Consider the following 19,664-nt stretch of genomic DNA (forward strand, 5'->3'; position numbering starts at 1 on the left):
TGCGCGATTGGCATTTCCCGGCAACGCTTGAGTTGGCCTGATAGAACGCCTCGCGCAAGAGTCGAATGCATGCCCCGTACAGGCGCAACGGGCTCTTGTGGGAGCGCAACTTTTGCGCGATTGGCATTTCCCGGCAACGCTTGAGTTGGTTTTATGGTTCGGGTCGCCCCGAAGCTGGCCTCCACCAAGAACTGTGCTTTGTAACGCGCTCATCCGTAGGAGCAGACTTTATTGGCTGAGCCAAACGTATGCAGGCGCAAACTCGAGCTTTATTTAGCCCGCTCGTACAGAGGCATCACCTTAGGAATAGCTTGCTGCAAGTTCTGAATGCGCGTACTGGACGAAGGGTGTGTGCTCATAAACTCAGCGGGGCCTTTACCGCCAGCTTGCTCCATTTTCTTCCACAAACTAACCGCACCATTTGGATCATATCCAGCTCTAGCGGCTAACTCGATACCAATCAGATCGGCTTCAGTTTCAGCGCTACGGCTATTCGGCAGCATCATGCCGTAATTCACCGCCACGTTGACCATACTCATGGTGTTTTGGTCAACACCTAACAACGCTCCTACTCCGGTCTTAGCCAACTCTACACTGTAGGCTTTCGACATTTGTTCACGGCTGTGTTCACGTAACGCGTGTGCGATTTCATGCCCCATTACCGCAGCAATTTCATCATCGGTGAGTTTTAACTTATCAATTAATCCTGAATAAAAGATAATTTTCCCACCCGGGCCGCAGTTCGCATTCATCTCTGGACTTTTGATGAGACTGACCTGCCAATCCCACTGCCGTGCGTCCTCACGGAAATAAGGTGCCTGCGCAATTAAACGCTTGCCAATGACTTGCAAACGCTTGGCCTGCTTACTCGTAGTATCAAGCTGGCCTTTTTTCTGCGCCTCACCTAGAGTTTCTTGATACATCTGCGCATAAGACTGATTAATCTCGTCGGTGCTCAACATGCTAAGCATATACTGCTTGCGCTCAACCCCCACAGCGCTAGACGTCGTTGTATTGACCGCCTGACAACCGGCCAATCCAATCAATGCCGCCAAACACAATCCTTTATAAAATCGCCTCATCGAACATTCCTCATTTGTTTGCAAATGCTATTAATGCTTGGACTCCAACACTAGGGTGCCGAGCTCTTCACGCCAGCGAATGCGGTTTAAAAAGCTCATCCCTAATAAAGCCTCACGCGGAAACTCACCTTCCAACACAGCAGCTTCGACACCTAAAACCTCAATTCCGGCAATTTTTACTGAATTAAGTTTAACGCGCCACGCCTTTGTTAGGCCGCTAGCCGTTGAAGCCGTCATCGGCTCACCCTGCTGCCGATAAGCAATACCTAAACGCTGAGCATGCACCTCGCTAAAGGCAATGGAAGTCGCGCCGGTATCAACTAAAAACGTCATACTACGACCATTAACCAAGCCGCTGGTTCGGTAATGCCCTCCTTCGCCTCGCGGCAAAACATGGCTTTGTTTACCCGGTGCTGTATAACCACCGCTTGCATATTCTCTGGCTAATGTATGAGTACTTTCTACGCCATTAATTCGTAATACAGCCGACTGACTATCAGCGCGAACCACTTGCACACCCTGCGGTCCTGCTTGCCCAACCTTTACCAATTTACGCTCGCCATCAATGCTAAGCACTGCCGCGTTAGGAAACAAACCCACCACACGCACCTGAGGCGCTGCCGACAGGCTGCAGGACAAACCTAATAAAAATAAAAAACACCAACGCAGCATAGCCTCTCCTTATCAGCCAAGCAAAAACCACTGTGCACAGAGCAAAACAAACGCCGCAAACACTGCAGCCAATAGGTCGTCTAGCATAATGCCTAAACCACCGTTCACTTTGCGATCCAGCACACTAATCGGCCAAGGTTTCAGTATGTCGAACAAACGAAATACGACAAAACCTGCCAACCACCATATCCAATGCGCGGGTAATAAAATTAGCGTCAACCAGATACCAACAATTTCATCCCAAACAATACCACCATGATCGTGCACGCCCAAATCATCAGCCACTTTACCGCACAGCCACACGCCAAACAGCGTTGCCACTGCAATAATGGCCAGCGCAACCGGCAGCGCTAACCACTGCAAGAAAGGGACAAACACCAATCCGGCCAAAGTCCCCCAAGTGCCTGGAGCCTTACGTGCCAAACCAGTACCAAAACCGAAGGCTAAAAAATGCCAAAAATTACGCCAAACTTGCGGCGACTGAGGTGCGCTCATTACTTATCCAAAATGCTGATAACCGGTTTTAGTATAGGATAGCAAGCGGCCTTGGTCATCGACTAATTGCAGTCCCTGACCAACCTGCACATAACCAATACAAACCGCCTGTGGAAATTCGTGCTGCAGCTGCTCTTGGTACGCAGGCGTTAGGGTAAATAACAATTGATAATCGTCACCACCCGTGAGCGCCCAGCTCAGCGCTTGAGCAGCATCGCAGGCCACGGCAGCCTGCGCTAGCGGTACTTTATGCTGCTCAATACAAAGCTGTACGCCGGACTCATGGGCAATATGTGCTGCATCGGCAAGCAAACCATCGGAAATATCCTGCACCGCGCCAGCTTTACCACGTAACCACTGCCCCAACGCTAATTGTGGCTGAGGCGTCCAAAAAGCATCCAGTAATTGCTGTTGCGTATCCGCTGATAACAGGCTGTCATGCTTAAACAACCTTAACGCTGCTGCGGCCGCGCCTAGCGGGCCACTGACAAACAACAACTCACCTACTGCCGCGCCACTGCGCAACAAACCACAGCCGTGCGGCACACAGCCCATGGCTGTGATGCCAATATTTAACGGGCCGGCAGTCGTATCGCCGCCCACTAAACGAATGTGACACTGCTGCGCCATTGCTGCCAAGCCGCGAGAAAAGCTCTGCAGCCAAGCCACATCAGGGTGCGGCAAACTCAGCGCTAACGTAAAGGCTAACGGGACAGCGCCAGCAGCAGCCAGATCGCTCACCGCTACAGCTAAAGCTCTTTGCCCAAGCAAAAAAGGGTCCGCATCGGCTGGAAAATGGACATGTTCGAGGAGGGAGTCGGTGGTCACCGCCAATTGCTGGCCGGCTGGAATATTTAACAACGCACAGTCATCGCCAATCGATTGCGCGATTTGCGCATTAGGCTGAGCATAATCAGCGTTGCGAAATATTTGGCGAATGAGTTCAAATTCTTGCACCACGGCCTCTCTTAAGTCTAGGCAAGATTGGCACTATGGTCGACTTAGCCAGTGGCTAGAATACATATGGCTGTTCATTTAGCCTAAACCGATACAAAAAATGCGGACACAGAGTCCGCACTCCTGAGATTTTCACAGTCATTGCTGCTATTTCTTGCTTTTGTGCTCACGCATTTCTTCGCCGCGCAATTTTGCTGCTAGCTTGTCGAGAACGCCGTTAACATACTTATGACCATCAGTTGCACCAAAGGTTTTCGCCAGCTCAATCCCTTCGTTCAACACCACGCGATACGGAACATCAATTCGCTGACTAAACTCCCAGGCAGCAAGGCGCAAAATCGCTAGCTCAACAGGATCCAACTCGATCACTGGACGGTCTAAATAATGCTCAAATAGCGCATCTAGCTCGGTTTTGCTGTGTGCAATAGCACGCAAACCTTGGCTGAAGTATTCACCGTCCACACCGGAGAAATCATTATCGACCTGAAATTGGGCTTCAATATCATTCAAGTTTTGCCCAGCGATCTGCCATTGATAAACAGCCTGCATTAACAGGGTACGCGCCACGCGTCGTTTAGCGATTGTGCCTTTGGCACGCGGCGGCGGGTTATCGCGGCAGTCGTCATAATTGAGACTCACTTGGCCTCCAACTGCTGCAGCAGACTAACCATTTCCAACGCAGACAGCGCAGCTTCTGCACCCTTATTGCCTGCTTTAGTGCCCGAACGCTCAATCGCTTGCTCAATGCTATCCACGGTGAGGACGCCAAAAGCAACTGGAATATCATATTGCATGGACACTTGTGCCAAGCCTTTGGTGCACTCGCCCGCCACATAGTCAAAGTGCGGTGTACCACCACGAATCACCGCGCCTAAGGCAACAATGGCATCAAACTCATCAAGCTGCGCCACACGCTGGGCCACTAAGGGCAATTCAAAAGCACCTGGTGCACGAATGACTGTGATATCGCTTTGCTGAACACCGTGGCGTACCAGCGCATCAATTGCGCCACTGACGAGGCTTTCCACAACAAAGCTGTTAAAACGGCCCACAACCAAGGCGAACTTACCCTGGGGTGCAACAAAAGTACCTTCAATTGTCTGCATGGTCATATACTTAATTTCCTAGTTAAAGAGCATTATTTCTGTAGCTACGTGTCATTATTACTAGCAAAACAAACGATTAGGCGTTGCATTGCTATATTCATCTATTATCGGCGATATATTTATTGCGCGGCTTATGCGTCTTGCGGCTGTAGATATTCTACCACCTCTAAATCAAAACCTGATATAGCATTAAAACGCATCGGCGAGCTGAGCAAGCGCATTTTACGCACGCCCAAGTCGCGCAAAATCTGTGAACCTGCACCTACTGTGCTGTAAGTACCCTGCTGATTGGTCGCTTTATGACTACCGAGCTGGCGGTCCAAGTGCTCCAGCAAAGTGGAGCCTGTCATTTGGTTGGCTAACAAGAGCACTACACCACTGCCTGCTTTTGCCACTTCAGCCATAGCACCTTGCAAGCTCCACAGACCAGGGCGCTTGACCATAAACAAATCACGTAGCGGATCCATGTTGTGTACCCGCACCAGAGTAGGTTCTTCAGGCGAAAGCTCACCTAAGGTCAGCGCCATATGCACATCACCACCGGTACTTTCACGGTAGGTCACCAGATTAAACAAACCTAGCTCTGAGTCCAGCGGTTGCTCGGAAACGCGCTCAATAGTGCGCTCATGAATCAGGCGGTAGTGAATCAAATCAGCAATAGTACCGATCTTTAAATCATGCTCTTGCGCAAAGACTTCCAAGTCCGGGCGACGCGCCATAGTGCCGTCATCATTCATGATTTCGCAAATAACACCAGCGGGTTCAAAACCCGCCAAACGTGCCAAATCACAGGCCGCCTCGGTGTGCCCTGCACGCGCCAGTACACCACCGGCTTGCGCCATTAACGGGAAAATATGCCCAGGGCTTACAATATCATCCGCCGTAGCATCTTTGGCTGCCGCTGCCTGAACCGTGCGCGCACGATCCGCCGCTGAAATACCCGTGGTGACACCCTCAGCGGCTTCTATCGACACCGTAAACTTGGTGCCAAAGCCAGATGCGTTACGGTGCGCCATCAGCGGTAAGCCTAAACGCTCACAGCGTTCAGCACTCATGGGCATACAGATCAAGCCGCGCGCGTATTTGGCCATAAAGTTAATGTGCTCAGCGGTCACCGACTCAGCTGCAATAATGATATCGCCTTCATTTTCGCGATCTTCGTCATCCATGAGAATAACCATCTTGCCTTGACGCATATCTTCAATAATTTCATCAATCGTATTTAAAGCCACAACAACCTCTCCATCTGTTAGCGCAGAAAACCGTGCTCTGCCAAAAATGTTTCAGTAATACCAGCCGAATCGGGCTCTGCGGCCTTGTCGCCAAGCAATAAACGTTCTAAATAACGCGCAATTAGGTCAATTTCCAGGTTCACTAAATGACCAGATTGATAGTCCGCCATAATAGTTTCTTGCAAAGTGTGCGGCACAATGGTGAGCTCAAATTCGCTGCCATTGACGCTATTGACCGTCAAACTGGTGCCATCTACCGTGATCGAGCCTTTCATAGCGATATACCGCGCCAATTCTTTCGGCGCACGAATAGCGAACTGAATGGCACGCGCATTGTCTTCACGCTTAATGACTTCACCGACGCCGTCAACATGACCGCTGACCAAGTGTCCGCCTAAACGTGTGGTGGGTAATAGGGCTTTTTCTAGATTTACTTTGCTGCCTTGGCGTAAATTAACCAGCGCAGTACGCGCAAGGGTTTCGCGACTTACATCCGCGCAAAAACCATCACCGGGTAATTCCACTACGGTCAGGCAAATGCCATTGACGGCTATGCTGTCACCCAGCTTAACGTCAGATAGATCCAGTTTGCCGGTGGCGACCTGTACACGCACATCGCCGCCTTTGGGCGTCAAACTGCGAATACTGCCAACGGCTTCGATAATTCCAGTAAACATTGGTATTGATTCCTGTTAAGTAGCCTCTAGCTATAAAGAATAGCTGCAATAACAGGGCGACACTGGAGGGAGTTTTGTACGCATCTATAACGCACAGGACGACAACGGCACATGGGGTGCACAGTTGTCGTGGGAACTCGCCCTCTCTCATCCGGACTATAACCGTCGGCCTTGGGATTGCACCAAAGTCTGCTGACCCTGTTAGCGGAAAACCTCTAGCAGGCGCTCGCGGGCTCGACCACATTAGCTGGCCTTTACCGCCGGTGGGGACTCACACCCCGCCCTGAGAACGTAAAACGCGCTATTTGTAACACAAACTAAGCTTTATCGCATCAACAAACGCAGGTTTCCAAATTTTCTACACAAAACACAATACTGAAAGTCACGCCTGTACGAGCTATAGATGCGCAGGCTTCTTAAGAAACAATCCGCCCGTCCAACATACTAATAGTGCGCGGGCAACGTGCGCTAAGCAGCGGATCGTGCGTCACGATTAAGGTGGCACAGCCCGTTTCACGATTAAACTGCTCGAACAGGGTAAACACTTCATCGGCGGTTTGTGTGTCCAGGTTACCGGTCGGCTCATCGGCCAATAACAACGCAGGCCTGTTGACTAAAGCACGCGCAATGGCCACCCGCTGTTGCTGACCACCCGATAATGCCTTGGCTGAGCGCTGCGCCAAATCAGCTAACCCCACGGCTTCAAGCAAGTAGTGCGCATATTCGAGCTGCTCTTGATTAGGTTTACCCTGCTGCAACATCAGCGGCATTAACACATTATCCAGCACATTAAAAGCACCGATTAGATGATGAAACTGAAAAACAAAACCAATATGATGCGCGCGCAAAGCCGTACGCCGAGTATCGTCTAACGCTGCAGTAGCCTGTCCTTGAATCAACAACTCACCTTTACTGGGCGTATCCAGCAATCCCATCAAGTTAAGCAAAGTACTTTTCCCCGAGCCGGAGGGGCCAACCAAAGCGGTCAACTCTCCGGCGCGCAACTGTAAATCAATATCAAACAATACCTGCAGCGCGCGGGGTGTGTCGGGTTCAAACACCTTGCACAGCTGACGCAGCTCCAGCACTACTTCATTAGACATAACGAATCGCCTCCGCCGGATCGTATCTAGAAGCGCGGCGAGCCGGCAGAGCTGCAGCCAAAATACCTGTACAAATCGCAATAAACAGTGCCGTGATGGTTACTTCCGGATGCACGGAAACAAAAAATAAGCGCGCACCAAAGCCATTAAATAGATGCACCAGCACATAACCACCTGCCATACCAAACACTGCACCTATGGCGCCCAGCATGGCACCCTGAATCAGGAACACACGTAGAATTTGATCTCTAGTGCTACCCATGGCGCGCAAAATACCTACCTCGCGAGTACGTTGCACCACACTCACGGCCATCACGCTGGCAATGCCCAAAGCCACGGCTAAGCCCACAAACAGACGGATCATCTGCGTAGTCATTTTCTGCGAGCGCAACGCATTAAGAAGCTGACTGTTGTTATCCATCCAATTTTTTACATGCAGACCAGTTAAGCGCTCCAAGCGCGCACCCCACTCACGCGCAGTAAAAATATCGTCAATTTTTACTTCCAGACCAGTAATACCACCGACCAGATTCAACAGCGTTTGCGCCTGTTTTAAATCAATATAAATTTGTCGGCTGTCTAGCTCTTGCACACCCATGCTAAACACGCCCGACACACGCACCAAGGCTGTGCGACCGTCAGCTGCTTGAATGCGCAATTTATCACCGGCTTGCAAACCCAAATCTTTGGCCAACTCACTGCCAATCAAAACGTCTTGACTACTAATGCGATAGCTACCCAGCTGTATGTTGCTGGGTAAATCAACAATTTTCTGATAACGCTGGGCATCAATGCCATTGATAATAACCGAGGCGCTTGCCCGTCCACGTTGCACCAAGGCAGGGCCAGAAACTATAGGTGAGACAGCCGTTAAACTGGGAATCGCATCCAATGCCTGCATGACGGCTTGCCAGCTATCAATGCGTTGCAAGGGTTGCGCGCGCTGGGTTTCCAGGAGGATTCGGTGCTGGTCTAGACTCACCGCTGGCATACGGTTATACAGGCGCGTGGACTCCAGCTTGATATGCGCTTGGCTGCCAAGTGTTTTATTAACGGTATTTTGCTGCAGCCCATTCATTAGCGCTGTGATAAAGATAATCACCGCCGTACCCACGGCAATAGCAATGCTAATCAGCAGGGTTTGCAAAGGGTTTTCAGCCATGAAACGCCAAGCTATGCGCTGTTCAATCCACAGCCGCGCGCTGAGCAAAGACATGGATTAATGCGCCTCCAGCACTGGGCGTACACTTTGACCAAGCTGTTTGACATCATCAGGCAACACCAGCTGCGTGCCGGCAGTAATTCCCTTTATCACCTCAACGGCAGTGGTGCTTTGCAGTCCCAGTTCAATCGACGTTAACGCCGTTTTGCCATCAATCAAGGTATACACCTGCCAGCCTTGTTCGGTGTGCCAGATATAGTCCTTAGGGACCAACAGCGCTTGCTGTTTTTGCGCGGTCAATATACTCACCGATACGGTCATGCCCTGACGCAAGCGCGCCTCGCTATCCTGCACCTGCAAATGCACATCCAAGGTCCCGCTACTCTCATCCACAGCGGGTGCAATAAAGCTGACTGTGGCAGGCAACTCATGCTCTGGCCATGCATCAGCAATTACTACTGCGGACTGGCCAAGCTGTAAAGGTGCCATATACTTTTCATCTACCGCAGCAACAATTTCCAAGCCATCCAAGCGAGCGATCTCCAACAGCACTTTACCCGGCTGCACCTGATCACCCGGCTCAACATTACGCGTTTGTACCCGTCCTGCAAAAGGAGCGCTAATCTGGGTTTTATCTAAATTAGCCTTAGCCGATTGCAAACGTTGCTGTAAGAGACGCTCTTCGTCACCACCGGGCTGTAACGAGCGCACTAATAACTCTGCGCGCGTTAAGCTGGTTTTCCGGGTTTTGGCTAAGCTCTGCGCTTGCTCACTTTGCTCGGTAGATAGCATGCCCTGCTCAGCTAATTGCGCTCGCCGTTGCGCCTCTCGCTGCGCTTGTTGATAGGCTAAACGCGCCTCAGCCAAGGACTCTAACGCTTGCGGATAGAGCTGGTTGGTGAGCTGCGCTAAGGCTGTTTGCGCTTGTTGGTACTGGGCAAGCCATTCTTCTCGATGCAGACTAATTAACGGATCACCTGCTTGCACCTGATCGCCTTCGCGAACAAAACGCTCTGCCACTGTGCCTGTAATCTCTGCGCCGATGCGCGCCAGCGATTGATAGCGCACCTGCCCACTGGCTACCACCCACTGCTCAAGCGGCAACATTTGCGCCGTGATAACACGCACCGGTGTTCCGCGCCAAGTTTTAAACGCACTAAAACCAACACCTAAAGCCAGCGCAAGTACCACTAAAACTATTATTCGACGCATAGATCAGTAACGCTCTTTTGGATTCCCGATGAGAGGAATAAAGCAAGAATTCATTCACCGCCTTACTTTATCAAAATATATAGCAAACAGGTTTGTACCAGCGCATTTGCCGCAGCCAAACGGTTTGGCTGTTTATTTGAGTTCAATATGGGTAGGAAAAATCTCAATCAAACCTTGCTTGTAGAGTTGGCCGATGGCTTTTTTGTAATTGCCCTTGCTCACGCCAAAGCGCTCAGCAATAGCCTGCGCCGAGCTTTTATCGCTTAGCTCTAAACGCCCATCATTGTCAGCCAGCGCGGCTAAAATCTGCTCGCTTAGATGATCACGTACTTCTTGCCCCTGCAACTGTAGACTCAGACTTAGACGGCCATCTTCACGTACTTCCCTGATATAACCCGGCAGGCGCTGACCTATACGCACCGGCTGAAACACTTCGTAATGATGCAAAAGACCCAGATACTGCTTATCCACCAAACAGGTAAAACCCAGATCGGTACGCTCAGCTACCAACAGTTTTACCGGATCATTCACCGCATAGCCCGCGTCCTCAACTGTGCTTTTGGCAAAGCGATCCAACTGAGCTGAAGCCACCAAGCGTCCGGTATGCACATCTTGGTAAACAAATACCACAACCGAGTCACCCACCTGTACGGGGCGTTTTTCTTCAGAGTGCGGCATCAGCAAGTCTTTGCTTAACCCCCAATCCAAAAAAATACCCGTACGGTTAATATCCACCACCTGCAAACTAGCAAATTGACCTAGCATGACCTTAGGCGTGCGACCTGTGGCAACAATACGATCTTCACTATCATAATAAATGAACACGTCCAGCCACTCGCCGGGTTCGGTATCAGCGTTTTTGGGGATCTCGCGCCGTGGCAACAGGATCTCGCCGGAGTCGCCATCATCAAGATACAGGCCAAAATCAACGTGATGACTGACTTGCAGTCGGTTTATTTGCCCAACACTAACCATTGTTTGATACCTTTTCTGATCGCTAAATAAACCTATCATACAGCCTTAGCGGACGGCTGTACGGGCAGTACTGCTGATATTTCTTGCCTGTTTTTAGTCACGCTGCGGCTCAAGAATGTGCCTAGCCTATCATCCAACAGTGCTTATGGCTTATGTGGTCGCGCCAAAAACTCATGGGACTGCATTTCCAGTAAGCGACTTAGAGTGCGCTGGAACTCAAATTGCAGACGATTACCGGTGTAAAGGTCTTTGAGCTCCACTTCAGCCGAGATAATCAGCTTAACGTTACGATCGTAGAACTCATCTACTAAGTTAATAAAGCGGCGCGCAATGTCTTCGTTTTTACTGCTCATTTGTTCCACGCCAGACAGAATCACGGCGCTATAGATTTTACCCAGTTCGATATAGTCATTTTGGCTGCGTGGCCCGTCACAGATGGCGCGAAAATCAAACCATGCCACATCGTTACCGACCTTACGGGCAATAATTTCTCGATTTTCGACGGTTAACACTTCGTTTTCAAGAATTTTGCAATTCTCTAGCAGTAAACTGCGAAAGCTTTGCTCCAGCTTGGCATCCACCTCTGCTGATAACGGCCAGTGGTACAGCTCTGCTTGCTCCAAAGCGCGTAAACGGTAGTCAATGCCGCTGTCCACGTTAACCACTTCGGTATGCTCTTTAAGCAATGCAATTGCCGGTAAAAAACGCGCGCGCTGCAAGCCGTCTTTATATAGGCCATCGGGCACAATGTTGGAGGTAGCGACTAGAGTCACGCCGTTTCTAAACAACTCTTCCATGAGGCCGCCCAAAATCATGGCGTCGGTAATATCTGAGACAAAAAACTCATCAAAACAAATCACCCGCGCCTCACTAGCAAAACGCTTAGCCACGATAACCAATGGGTTTTTTTCGCCTGCTAGACTACGTAACTCCTCGTGTACACGCTTCATAAAGCGATGAAAATGAGTGCGCATTTTCTGTTCAAACGGCAGCGCTTCAAAAAAAGTATCGACCAAATAGGTTTTGCCACGCCCCACACCACCCCAAAAATACAAACCTTTAATGGGCTGCAGATTTTTACGACCCAGCATAATGCTGAGCCGACTTTGCTTTGGTGCTTCAGTTAGAAGATCATCGTACAACCGCTGTAAGTGCCTTACTGCGTTCTCTTGGGCTGCATCGCGGAAAAAATCCGGACGCTTTAAATCTTCTTGGTAGCGTTCTAATGGAGTCATAATGGTGTCGATGTATTAACAAAAACAGGGGCGTAACTTTAACCATGCAACAATCAATTGGCAATCTTTGCGCCAATAGAAGCGCTTAAGAGCGGTGCTTTTTTAACCCTTCTTTATCAGGACAAAAGCATCTTCCATGCAGCAGAGCTCATGTTGCCACTGATAGCAAGATGCCTGTCCAAGTTTTGACATCCTCACCGCCCTAAAGAGGCGGTGATTCCTACTGCTAGACGGCCATGCCCGACCGCGAGAATGTTCTTGGCCGCGTTTATATCACGGTCGCTGTGCGTGACACCACACGCACTGCACGTCCATTCTCTGATTCCAAGCCCTGCGATACCTCTCGGCCTGCTATCGGGCAGTGCGCCACAACAGCTACAGGTTTGGGTGGTGTATGCCTCGTTCACTTCCTTAAAAACAATGCCTGCGTGAGCGCATTTATAGTCCAACATTGTTTTTAATTGACCCCAGCCAGCATCCAATACTGACTTAGCCATCTTGGTTTTAGCGAGTTTTAAACTACTGACATTGCCCACATAGATCTCACCGCAGCGGTTGACCAGCTCGCGGCTGAACTTGTGCAGCGTATCTTTTCTACGGTTAGCGATTTTCGCATGAATAGTTTTAACTTGGGTTTTATTCCTAGCCCGTTGCGCTATGGCTAACTTTTCCTCAAGCCCACGATAGAAGCGTCCCGCTTCCAGCTTTGTACCGTCGGAACAGGTGGCGGTATCCGTTAAGCCTAGATCAATACCGATACGGTCTTGGCCTTTGGGTGGCTCAACCTCCACATCAACCACTACATTGAAGTACCAGCGGCCACGGGCATCTTCATTGAAGCTAGCAGAGCGAAACGTATATTGGCTCAAGCCGTAGCTGTCCCACACTTTAAAGTAGTGGCCATTGTGGTAGACCTGCCCATTTTTCCATTGGGCCGCGCCTGTGTTGACGGGAATCCAGCCCAGCGAGCGGCGTACACCGCCTGACTTGCGCCAGTTCAGCCGCGCCTTCTTAAACTGCTTGCGGCGCGTCGTGTACTCAACTGCAATACGTTGCACTGTTTGGCTGTGTAGCCCTAAGTCCTTACCTGCGCCATTGGTATATTTCTGAACATCATAGGCTGACAAAAACACACCACGCTCTTTAATCGAGCGCTGGCTCAACTCATTGACAAAGTTCCAGACGAAATTGACGCTTCGAGCCATGCTATTAAGCAAGGGCAAATGCCTGTCTCGTACTCGGACTTTTAATGTTTTGGTGTGCTTTATCATGCTGTATATAATACCAGTACCAACCTATACTGCAAAAACATGAACAACCTATTAGGGGGCTGCTTACGTCGCCCTCGCTATCCATCCTCGCACTCAAAGTACGAGGCTTTCCGCGATTTTGGTAAACAGCGTCTGTGGCAGCAAGGTCGTGCGATCTTTACCGCCCTTGCTGCTGCGTATCATCAGGCGGTGCAGAGTAAAATCCACATCCTTGATGCGTAAACGACAGGCTTCGCTGACCCGCAGACCGGCCCCATACATGAGCGAAGCAATCAGCCGATGCGGGGGAGGCAGCTGGGCAATGACGGACATGGCTTCCTCATGGGACAGCACCACCGGCAGCTTGCGTGGTTTTTTAGCACGAGCGATGCCGTCGATATGTTGCAAAGGCTGTTGCAGAACGTGCTTGTAAAGAAATACCAGCGCATTGAGCGCCTGGTTTTGGGTGGCCGCCGCTACATTCTGGTGTGTCGCCAGCCAGGTCAGAAACTGAGCGACTTCAGCTTCGGCCATGTCGCGGGGGTGGCGGAGTCGATGAAAGCGTATGAAATAGCGTATCCAGTACCAGTAGGTCTTTTCGGTACGCAGACTGTAGTGCTTGGTGCGGATAATTGCATGCAGCTGTTCGCGTAGCTTGAGTGCAGGCTTGGGTGTCTGGGGCATAGCAATTTCCTTTTGCTGTATGGATAAACAGTATTTTGCTGGTGAAGGCAAGGCGGGTCAAGCGAAAATAATCTATCAAAAAGTATGGTCTTGTAACGGGTTGATCCCTATGGTCTAATCGGGCAATCAAAATTTATTCGCATCGGGTTATACCGACTTCACGATGATTGGCTTATGTGGAAGGCGGTTTAATACATGTTAGGCTTTGGGGAGCGGCTTGCCAGAGCCGCGACGGGTGGCAATGTGGGATTATGGTTGAGCTCGATCACCTGACGAGCATATCGGTGTCAAGCGAAGCCTATAACTAGTACTAAGAATGGGGGGGTTATGAAAGGTGTAGTTGGCAGAGTCTGCGCGATGATGACTGCCTTGGCTGGCGTTGTGGGGGTTGTCAACGACTTGATTAGTCCAATCCTCGCGCTTGCCGGCTACGCGCTTGCTGCCGTCGGGGTTATCTTGAGCGCTTCAGTTATTGTTGCGTGTGTGCCCCCGCTTGGTCGGGCGCTTCGCAACATTCCTGCCCCAGGTGTGGTGAGGCAATTCTTTAGCGATTACTGGGCCGCGCCTTTTATTATTGGCCAGCTTCTCTTTGGTGCTGTTTTGCTCGGGAGCCATTATGCAACCCTGCAATCGGCTGATTCCGGTGGCGTCGTTGCCACGGTCTTTCCAGTCGTGAAGGATTGGCAAGAAAAGCTCGGCGCAATCGAAGTTTCAGCTGCCAAGATAGAAGAAAATACTGGTCGATCTGCAGTCGCGGCTGAGAGCCTTGACAAAAAGGCAGACAATTTCAAGCGCGAGGTGAGTGAGGATCCTCAAAAAGAGCTTATGAATCGAGGGGTGGCCTGGACGGATCAGTCATTTGGTCAGGCACTAATGCGGTCAGACGTAAAGGTCGTCGAGCTGTTTGTGCGCGCTGGCTGGAACATTCGCAGCGCATTTAATCCAGAGGACGGTGGCAGTGCTATTGGATATTACGCTTTCTTGGGAGACACGTCGGATAAAGTCGCTGTTGGGAAAATAGTGGACCTCCTGACTTCTAGAGGCTTGTCTATGCGGGAGCCGGTTGCCAGGTTTCGCGGCGTCACAGCGCTCAGCCTTCCTGCTGCAGCGGCAAGTGGGTGCAACCGGGTTCTCTTGGAGGTCCTCTTAGAAAAAGGTGCACGCGCCAGCGATGTTCGCAGTGAACTGAAATCGGCGTGGAACGGATATATCTCCGCCCCGGACGACAGCCCGCATTATGCGCCCTGCACTCAGGACAAGGCACGGATAGAGAAGCTTCTCGGTCTTTAAAAAGTCCAGGGGAAACAACAGGTCCAGCTTCAATCTGTCGATCTATGAGAACGAAGACGCTTGGGTTCAACTTTCAAGCGAAAAAATCATAAGCCACGAAAAACAAAGAGAAGATGCCTAACAAAAGCGTGGAGCGCGACGGCTGCTACGCAGCCGCGGCTCACGCTTGGCGTTAGCAGTCAAGAAGATTGCGTGATTGATGGCAAAGCGGTCAAAACCCTGATCTGCACGGTGTGGCAGCACGAGTGCGCGCCATGAAATACTAACTACAAAGACAAATTGGATAGCAAGAAATGAAACCGATAACAATACTGATGATCTTTATAGGTTGTTTGGCTGGTTCTGGCTGTGCCTCAGCTGGCAGCCCATCGCCTACGCCACAGGCGAAAACGGCCAACAGCTCAGCAAGTTTGTTCCAGTCGGCTGCGTCAGCTTACGAGCGTAAAAATTATCCGGTCGCATTGAAGATTTTTACGAAATTAGCCGAACAGGGAGACGCTAACGCGCAGCTCAACCTTGGGGTCATGTATGCCAACGGCGAAGGGGTTCCTAAGAACGCATCGCAGGCGGTGACGTGGTTTCGCAAGGCCGCCGAACAGGGATACGCTAAAGCGCAGTTCAGCCTTGGGGTCATGTATGCCAGCGGCGAAGGGGTTCCCAGAAGCGCATCGCAGGCGGTGACGTGGTATCGCAAGGCCACCGAACAGGGATACGCTAAAGCGCAGTTCAACCTTGGGGGCATGTATCAGCGTGGCGAAGGGGTTTCCAAAGATATGGCGCAGGCGGTGACGTGGTATCGCAAGGCCGCCGAACAGGGAGTCGCTCAAGCGCAGTTCAACCTTGGGCTCATGTATTACAAAGGAGAAGGGGTTCTAAGGAGCGCATCGCAGGCGGTGACGTGGTATCGCAAGGCCGCCGAACAGGGAGTCGCTCAAGCGCAGTTCAACCTTGGGAACATGTATTACAACGGCGAAGGGGTTTCCAAAGATATGGCGCAGGCGGTGACATGGTATCGCAAGGCCGCCGAACAGGGATACGCCAGAGCGCAGTTCAACCTTGGGGTCATGTATGCCAGCGGCGAAGGGGTTCCCAGAAGCGCATCGCAGGCGGTGACGTGGTATCGCAAGGCTGCCGAACAGGGATACGCCAGTGCGCAGTTCAACCTTGGGGTCATGTATGCCAACGGCGAAGGGGTTCCCAAGGATTATGTTCAAGCTGCGAAATGGTTCTACTTGGGGAAGGCCAATGGCTGGGAAGCAGATAAGGCCATTCGGCAAATCGAATCGATGATGTCCCATCAGCAAATCGAACAGGCGCAGGCTTTGGCTGGTGAGTGGTGGCAGAGCCATCACTGATAAAAATGCTGATAGAACTGCTAACAAGACAATGCAGCGGACGCGCTATGCGCGCCGCTGATTTCTAGCGTTAGATTGCAACCATAGATAGGAGAAAAAATGTCACAGTGGGATGACCAATTAAGTGATCATGCTATCCATGCAAGTATCGAAAGCTTAGCCGATAGGCTAACTGATGACTCGCTTGTGACTGAAGATCTCAACGTTCTTGAAATTATCGACAGAATTAAACAGGCTGCATCCTACGTGGAGATTTGTCTGAATAATGTGATTCCAGCTCTAGTTAATCACTCTCATCTTAATAAAGCCAATAGTCACATATCCAGTATTACCTCCGAATTGAATTCTTATATATCAAATTCTAATGTAGGCCATTTAAATAATACCTCTGCACACATCGATAATTTGATGACTCAAATTAATGCCTTGCCTATTGTGAAGCCAGCTATTTCAGAGCAGTCATTCACTCGCTCTCTTGTAGAGTTTAAGTCTCTCGCTGAAAAGTCGTTTAGTGAGATGAAGAAGGAAAAAGATGAACTGGTAGAATCAGTTAAGAAAATGACTGAAAAGTCTATTAGCCAACAAGAAAAGCTGGATATTCTATCTAAAGAAATTGAGCGTTTTGACCAAGGTATTTCAGAATCGCTTAATAACTTTAATGAGCGATTTGAAGAGGTGGAGAACAAATATACTTCCCAGCTAGATTCAAAGCTCAGCGAATTTAATGAGCGGTACGACAACTATTCAGAAGCCTTTGATTCTAAACTTGAAGAAAGCATAGATGCTAACCAAGAGAATGTAAGTAGCGTTATCTCTGAGCATAAAGCTCAATATGAGCAACAGCTGAAAAGCCAAAAAGGAGAAGCAAATTCTGTATTAGAAGAATTAGAAGAAAAGAGAGCGGAAGCTTCAAATTTGCTTCAAATAATAGGGAATATTGGGATAACAGGTAACTATCAAAATATTGCAAATAATGAAAAAAGCGCAGCTGATAACTGGCGTAGGATTGCTCTTGGCTTAATGATCGGTATGGTTCTAATTATTGGTATTACCATCTTCATTTCAGCGGCTAATGGATTTGACTGGAAATTGGCGTTGTTTAGGGTTGGGGCTGCTTTTGTCCTTGCTATACCGGCTGCATATGCTGCTAAAGAGTCCGCTAAGCATAGAGCTTTAGAAAATCATAACAGAAGAGCAGAGCTTGAATTGGCATCGCTAGATCCTTATCTCGAAAAACTCCCCGAGGAAACAAGACACAAAGTTAAAGAGGAGCTAACCAAGCAATTTTTTGGCCTAAATACGCCACAGGAAAAGGGCGAAGAACCGGTTTCAAATAAAGCGATTTTCGAGTTATTAAAGTCGGTCATAGATAAGAAGTGATGCAATCTAACAAGCGCAGCCACGGCGACGGATTTTTCGTTACGGCTGCGCCTACACTACAAAGCCGCGCGTGCTGCGGGCGTTAGGCAACACATGGGTAATTTCACCAAAACGCTGGTTTGTGTCGTTTCTGCAATCTTTGCAGTCCTAGCGATTGATGCTCTCATCTCCGGCAACGTAAGGGATAGCATCACTTTGCTTGTTATTTCAGCATTTGTCGCTTTGTGTGGTGGTATTGGCTTGTTTTTTCAGCGTTTCCCGTCTCCGCCTCTCGCTCCCGGCGAGGGCAATAGCGCATGGACTCTCCTTAGGAGCTATCGCAAGCAATACCCAGGGTGGCAAGGAAAGCTGGTTTATTATGGCATCCCCACACTGATATTAATTGTGATGTTTTTTCGCTTGTCTGAGCTTTTGGCTTCCATCTGAAATACTGTGGCCACATAATGAACTCTCTGCCTAACCCGGCGCTCAACCTCGCTCCCTTCAGTTGCTGGACGCTGCGCGATAAGGCCGCGCAGCGCCGGTTAGCTCTACGTTAAGCGTTCCGGCAGAAAGCCCAACTACCGGAATTCACTAAATCGGGTAATTAGGAGAAAACATGGCATTTACATCAATAATCTTCAAAAATCCAAATACCGGAGCCATGAAAGAAGCACCTGTTGGCTTCTCATGGACGGTATTCTTTTTTGGTTTCTTTCCACCACTATTTAGAGGTGATTGGAAGTGGGCCATAATCATGTTCATTATTGCAATGATCACTTTTGGGCTTTCCAATCTTGTCTTTATGTTTATCTACAATAAACTGTACATTAAAGATTTGATTGGATCAGGTTACAAAGCTCAATCTATAGCTAGTGGCGACATGAGTTTTGCAAGTGCAAAAGTTGGTATGCAAATTCCTATGCTCGAAGCAGCCGCTTAACAAGGCCAGTCAGCAGGACGCAGCAAAGCTGCGCCTCTGCTGGCGGCGTTAGATTTGCATGAAGACACCTTGCCCACATTGCCATCAGCCTACTATTTCGGGCTGGAGAAAAATAAACGCGACAAGCATCCGCCCTGCTAAATGTTCAAACTGTGGGGAAAAAAGCTATGTGTCGGGTTGGAGTCATGCGCTAGTTGCCATATCTTTCGAGGTGGCATTTTGGGGCAGTATCATCCTTGCTGTTATTTTAAAAAGCTGGTACCCCTTACTGCTTTCTCCGCTAGGTATAACAATCGCTCTTTTTACACATAGCTCCAACGCAAATCTTATACCCACAGATTCGAAAAAAATATCACGGGCACGCATTAGGGCAGCGCTCGAACTTCTTATAATTGTGTCTATAGCAATTGGCGGTTATCTTCTTTTCGGGAACGGTGCAAATGCAATCTAACAATTGGTTCAAATCACTCGCTTCGCTCTCTGGGACGGGCTAAAGCCCGCCCCTTAACCAAACGTTATGAGTATTTAAATATGGATATCAAGTCTCTAGTAAGAAAAGCATTTTCAATTACGGTGCCATATAGCATCATGGTATTTTCTATTTCAGCAATGTTCAGCACTCATGTGCAAACTTTCGATCAAGATGGTAATTTATCCGGCACTATATCTGGGTTCAATGCAATTGTTGAGTTAATTGACTCAAGCGGAGTGCTCGCCTATCTTCAGTTTGTCGCCCCAAATTTCGGTCTGTTTTTTCTATTTATTCTAGGGGCGCTGTTAATTCAAGGTGCAGTTTATGAACGTATCAAAAACTCATAACAAGATGCGGCAACTCGCCAATAAATTGGCTGGACTTCGCTTCACTCGCCGTTGCG

21 protein-coding genes and 1 riboswitch are annotated in these 19,664 nt (G+C 49.6%); of the genes, 6 read left to right on the forward strand and 15 right to left on the reverse strand.

Features of this window, described 5'->3' with window-relative positions:
* Window positions 1-269: 269 nt before the first annotated feature.
* From QEZ41_RS11350 to QEZ41_RS11420, 15 genes are all read right to left on the reverse strand, one after another.
* Entirely contained in the window at window positions 270-1,082 is an 813-nt protein-coding gene (locus tag QEZ41_RS11350; RefSeq protein ID WP_289411708.1) for a M48 family metallopeptidase, read from the reverse strand.
* Window positions 1,083-1,112: 30 nt separating this feature from the next.
* Window positions 1,113-1,754 carry a retropepsin-like aspartic protease family protein gene (locus QEZ41_RS11355; RefSeq protein ID WP_289411709.1) on the reverse strand — a complete coding sequence of 214 codons (642 nt, stop codon included), beginning with the start codon at window positions 1,752-1,754 and terminating at the stop codon, window positions 1,113-1,115.
* 12 nt (window positions 1,755-1,766) lie between these two features.
* Window positions 1,767-2,249, reverse strand: coding sequence for a phosphatidylglycerophosphatase A family protein (locus QEZ41_RS11360; protein WP_289411710.1), 483 nt, complete (start codon window positions 2,247-2,249; stop codon window positions 1,767-1,769).
* A 3-nt stretch (window positions 2,250-2,252) separates the two neighbouring features.
* Window positions 2,253-3,206: a thiamine-phosphate kinase gene (gene thiL, locus QEZ41_RS11365; RefSeq protein ID WP_289411745.1), complete on the reverse strand. Its 954-nt coding sequence runs from the start codon at window positions 3,204-3,206 to the stop codon at window positions 2,253-2,255.
* Window positions 3,207-3,353: 147 nt separating this feature from the next.
* Window positions 3,354-3,845 carry a transcription antitermination factor NusB gene (nusB, locus tag QEZ41_RS11370; RefSeq protein ID WP_289411711.1) on the reverse strand — a complete coding sequence of 164 codons (492 nt, stop codon included), beginning with the start codon at window positions 3,843-3,845 and terminating at the stop codon, window positions 3,354-3,356.
* Window positions 3,842-4,318 carry a 6,7-dimethyl-8-ribityllumazine synthase gene (gene ribH, locus QEZ41_RS11375; RefSeq protein WP_289411712.1) on the reverse strand — a complete coding sequence of 159 codons (477 nt, stop codon included), beginning with the start codon at window positions 4,316-4,318 and terminating at the stop codon, window positions 3,842-3,844. The genes nusB and ribH overlap by 4 nt, the downstream gene beginning before the upstream one ends.
* 125 nt (window positions 4,319-4,443) lie before the next feature.
* On the reverse strand, window positions 4,444-5,544 hold the full coding sequence (gene ribBA / locus QEZ41_RS11380; RefSeq protein WP_289411713.1) for a bifunctional 3,4-dihydroxy-2-butanone-4-phosphate synthase/GTP cyclohydrolase II: 1,101 nt from the start codon (window positions 5,542-5,544) through the stop codon (window positions 4,444-4,446).
* 17 nt (window positions 5,545-5,561) lie between these two features.
* Entirely contained in the window at window positions 5,562-6,221 is a 660-nt protein-coding gene (locus QEZ41_RS11385) for a riboflavin synthase (protein ID WP_289411714.1), read from the reverse strand.
* A gap of 135 nt (window positions 6,222-6,356) precedes the next feature.
* Window positions 6,357-6,516, reverse strand: a riboswitch (FMN riboswitch).
* Between the two features lie 121 nt (window positions 6,517-6,637).
* Window positions 6,638-7,324: an ABC transporter ATP-binding protein gene (locus tag QEZ41_RS11390; protein ID WP_289411715.1), complete on the reverse strand. Its 687-nt coding sequence runs from the start codon at window positions 7,322-7,324 to the stop codon at window positions 6,638-6,640.
* Window positions 7,317-8,540, reverse strand: a complete 1,224-nt coding sequence (locus QEZ41_RS11395; protein WP_289411716.1) for an ABC transporter permease — start codon at window positions 8,538-8,540, stop codon at window positions 7,317-7,319. Before QEZ41_RS11395 ends, QEZ41_RS11390 begins: the two co-directional genes overlap by 8 nt.
* 3 nt (window positions 8,541-8,543) lie before the next feature.
* Complete coding sequence (locus tag QEZ41_RS11400) at window positions 8,544-9,698, reverse strand: efflux RND transporter periplasmic adaptor subunit (protein ID WP_289411717.1); 1,155 nt, start codon at window positions 9,696-9,698, stop codon at window positions 8,544-8,546.
* Between the two features lie 132 nt (window positions 9,699-9,830).
* Entirely contained in the window at window positions 9,831-10,673 is an 843-nt protein-coding gene (locus QEZ41_RS11405; protein WP_289411718.1) for a CvfB family protein, read from the reverse strand.
* 143 nt (window positions 10,674-10,816) lie between these two features.
* Window positions 10,817-11,908 carry a cell division protein ZapE gene (gene zapE / locus QEZ41_RS11410; RefSeq protein ID WP_289411719.1) on the reverse strand — a complete coding sequence of 364 codons (1,092 nt, stop codon included), beginning with the start codon at window positions 11,906-11,908 and terminating at the stop codon, window positions 10,817-10,819.
* 194 nt (window positions 11,909-12,102) lie between these two features.
* Complete coding sequence (locus QEZ41_RS11415; RefSeq protein WP_289411720.1) at window positions 12,103-13,179, reverse strand: RNA-guided endonuclease InsQ/TnpB family protein; 1,077 nt, start codon at window positions 13,177-13,179, stop codon at window positions 12,103-12,105.
* A gap of 93 nt (window positions 13,180-13,272) precedes the next feature.
* Window positions 13,273-13,842, reverse strand: coding sequence for a phage integrase N-terminal SAM-like domain-containing protein (locus QEZ41_RS11420; RefSeq protein WP_289411721.1), 570 nt, complete (start codon window positions 13,840-13,842; stop codon window positions 13,273-13,275).
* Between the two features lie 327 nt (window positions 13,843-14,169).
* Between QEZ41_RS11420 and QEZ41_RS11425 the strand changes: the two genes are divergently transcribed.
* From QEZ41_RS11425 to QEZ41_RS11450, 6 genes are all read left to right on the forward strand, one after another.
* Window positions 14,170-15,132 carry a hypothetical protein gene (locus QEZ41_RS11425; protein WP_289411722.1) on the forward strand — a complete coding sequence of 321 codons (963 nt, stop codon included), beginning with the start codon at window positions 14,170-14,172 and terminating at the stop codon, window positions 15,130-15,132.
* 293 nt (window positions 15,133-15,425) lie between these two features.
* Entirely contained in the window at window positions 15,426-16,487 is a 1,062-nt protein-coding gene (locus QEZ41_RS11430; RefSeq protein ID WP_289411723.1) for a tetratricopeptide repeat protein, read from the forward strand.
* 99 nt (window positions 16,488-16,586) lie between these two features.
* On the forward strand, window positions 16,587-17,867 hold the full coding sequence (locus tag QEZ41_RS11435) for an AAA family ATPase (protein ID WP_289411724.1): 1,281 nt from the start codon (window positions 16,587-16,589) through the stop codon (window positions 17,865-17,867).
* Between the two features lie 93 nt (window positions 17,868-17,960).
* Window positions 17,961-18,293 carry a hypothetical protein gene (locus QEZ41_RS11440; protein WP_289411725.1) on the forward strand — a complete coding sequence of 111 codons (333 nt, stop codon included), beginning with the start codon at window positions 17,961-17,963 and terminating at the stop codon, window positions 18,291-18,293.
* Window positions 18,294-18,465: 172 nt separating this feature from the next.
* Window positions 18,466-18,789, forward strand: a complete 324-nt coding sequence (locus QEZ41_RS11445; RefSeq protein ID WP_289411726.1) for a hypothetical protein — start codon at window positions 18,466-18,468, stop codon at window positions 18,787-18,789.
* A 531-nt stretch (window positions 18,790-19,320) separates the two neighbouring features.
* Window positions 19,321-19,608: a hypothetical protein gene (locus QEZ41_RS11450; RefSeq protein WP_289411727.1), complete on the forward strand. Its 288-nt coding sequence runs from the start codon at window positions 19,321-19,323 to the stop codon at window positions 19,606-19,608.
* The last annotated feature ends 56 nt before the right edge of the window (window positions 19,609-19,664 follow it).

It is taken from the genome of Thiopseudomonas acetoxidans, from assembly GCF_030362935.1.
GTDB lineage: Bacteria > Pseudomonadota > Gammaproteobacteria > Pseudomonadales > Pseudomonadaceae > Thiopseudomonas > Thiopseudomonas acetoxidans.

Coding starts and splice junctions, on each gene's coding strand:
- zapE (WP_289411719.1), bottom strand. CDS start 11,908: ATGACTCCATTAGAACGCTACCAAGAAGATTTAAAGCGTCCGGATTTT.
- QEZ41_RS11355 (WP_289411709.1), bottom strand. CDS start 1,754: ATGCTGCGTTGGTGTTTTTTATTTTTATTAGGTTTGTCCTGCAGCCTG.
- QEZ41_RS11360 (WP_289411710.1), bottom strand. CDS start 2,249: ATGAGCGCACCTCAGTCGCCGCAAGTTTGGCGTAATTTTTGGCATTTT.
- QEZ41_RS11420 (WP_289411721.1), bottom strand. CDS start 13,842: ATGCCCCAGACACCCAAGCCTGCACTCAAGCTACGCGAACAGCTGCAT.
- QEZ41_RS11350 (WP_289411708.1), bottom strand. CDS start 1,082: ATGAGGCGATTTTATAAAGGATTGTGTTTGGCGGCATTGATTGGATTG.
- QEZ41_RS11385 (WP_289411714.1), bottom strand. CDS start 6,221: ATGTTTACTGGAATTATCGAAGCCGTTGGCAGTATTCGCAGTTTGACG.
- QEZ41_RS11430 (WP_289411723.1), top strand. CDS start 15,426: ATGAAACCGATAACAATACTGATGATCTTTATAGGTTGTTTGGCTGGT.
- QEZ41_RS11390 (WP_289411715.1), bottom strand. CDS start 7,324: ATGTCTAATGAAGTAGTGCTGGAGCTGCGTCAGCTGTGCAAGGTGTTT.
- QEZ41_RS11400 (WP_289411717.1), bottom strand. CDS start 9,698: ATGCGTCGAATAATAGTTTTAGTGGTACTTGCGCTGGCTTTAGGTGTT.
- QEZ41_RS11405 (WP_289411718.1), bottom strand. CDS start 10,673: ATGGTTAGTGTTGGGCAAATAAACCGACTGCAAGTCAGTCATCACGTT.
- QEZ41_RS11425 (WP_289411722.1), top strand. CDS start 14,170: ATGAAAGGTGTAGTTGGCAGAGTCTGCGCGATGATGACTGCCTTGGCT.
- QEZ41_RS11440 (WP_289411725.1), top strand. CDS start 17,961: ATGGGTAATTTCACCAAAACGCTGGTTTGTGTCGTTTCTGCAATCTTT.
- ribH (WP_289411712.1), bottom strand. CDS start 4,318: ATGACCATGCAGACAATTGAAGGTACTTTTGTTGCACCCCAGGGTAAG.
- QEZ41_RS11450 (WP_289411727.1), top strand. CDS start 19,321: ATGGATATCAAGTCTCTAGTAAGAAAAGCATTTTCAATTACGGTGCCA.
- QEZ41_RS11415 (WP_289411720.1), bottom strand. CDS start 13,179: ATGATAAAGCACACCAAAACATTAAAAGTCCGAGTACGAGACAGGCAT.
- QEZ41_RS11435 (WP_289411724.1), top strand. CDS start 16,587: ATGTCACAGTGGGATGACCAATTAAGTGATCATGCTATCCATGCAAGT.
- QEZ41_RS11445 (WP_289411726.1), top strand. CDS start 18,466: ATGGCATTTACATCAATAATCTTCAAAAATCCAAATACCGGAGCCATG.
- QEZ41_RS11395 (WP_289411716.1), bottom strand. CDS start 8,540: ATGTCTTTGCTCAGCGCGCGGCTGTGGATTGAACAGCGCATAGCTTGG.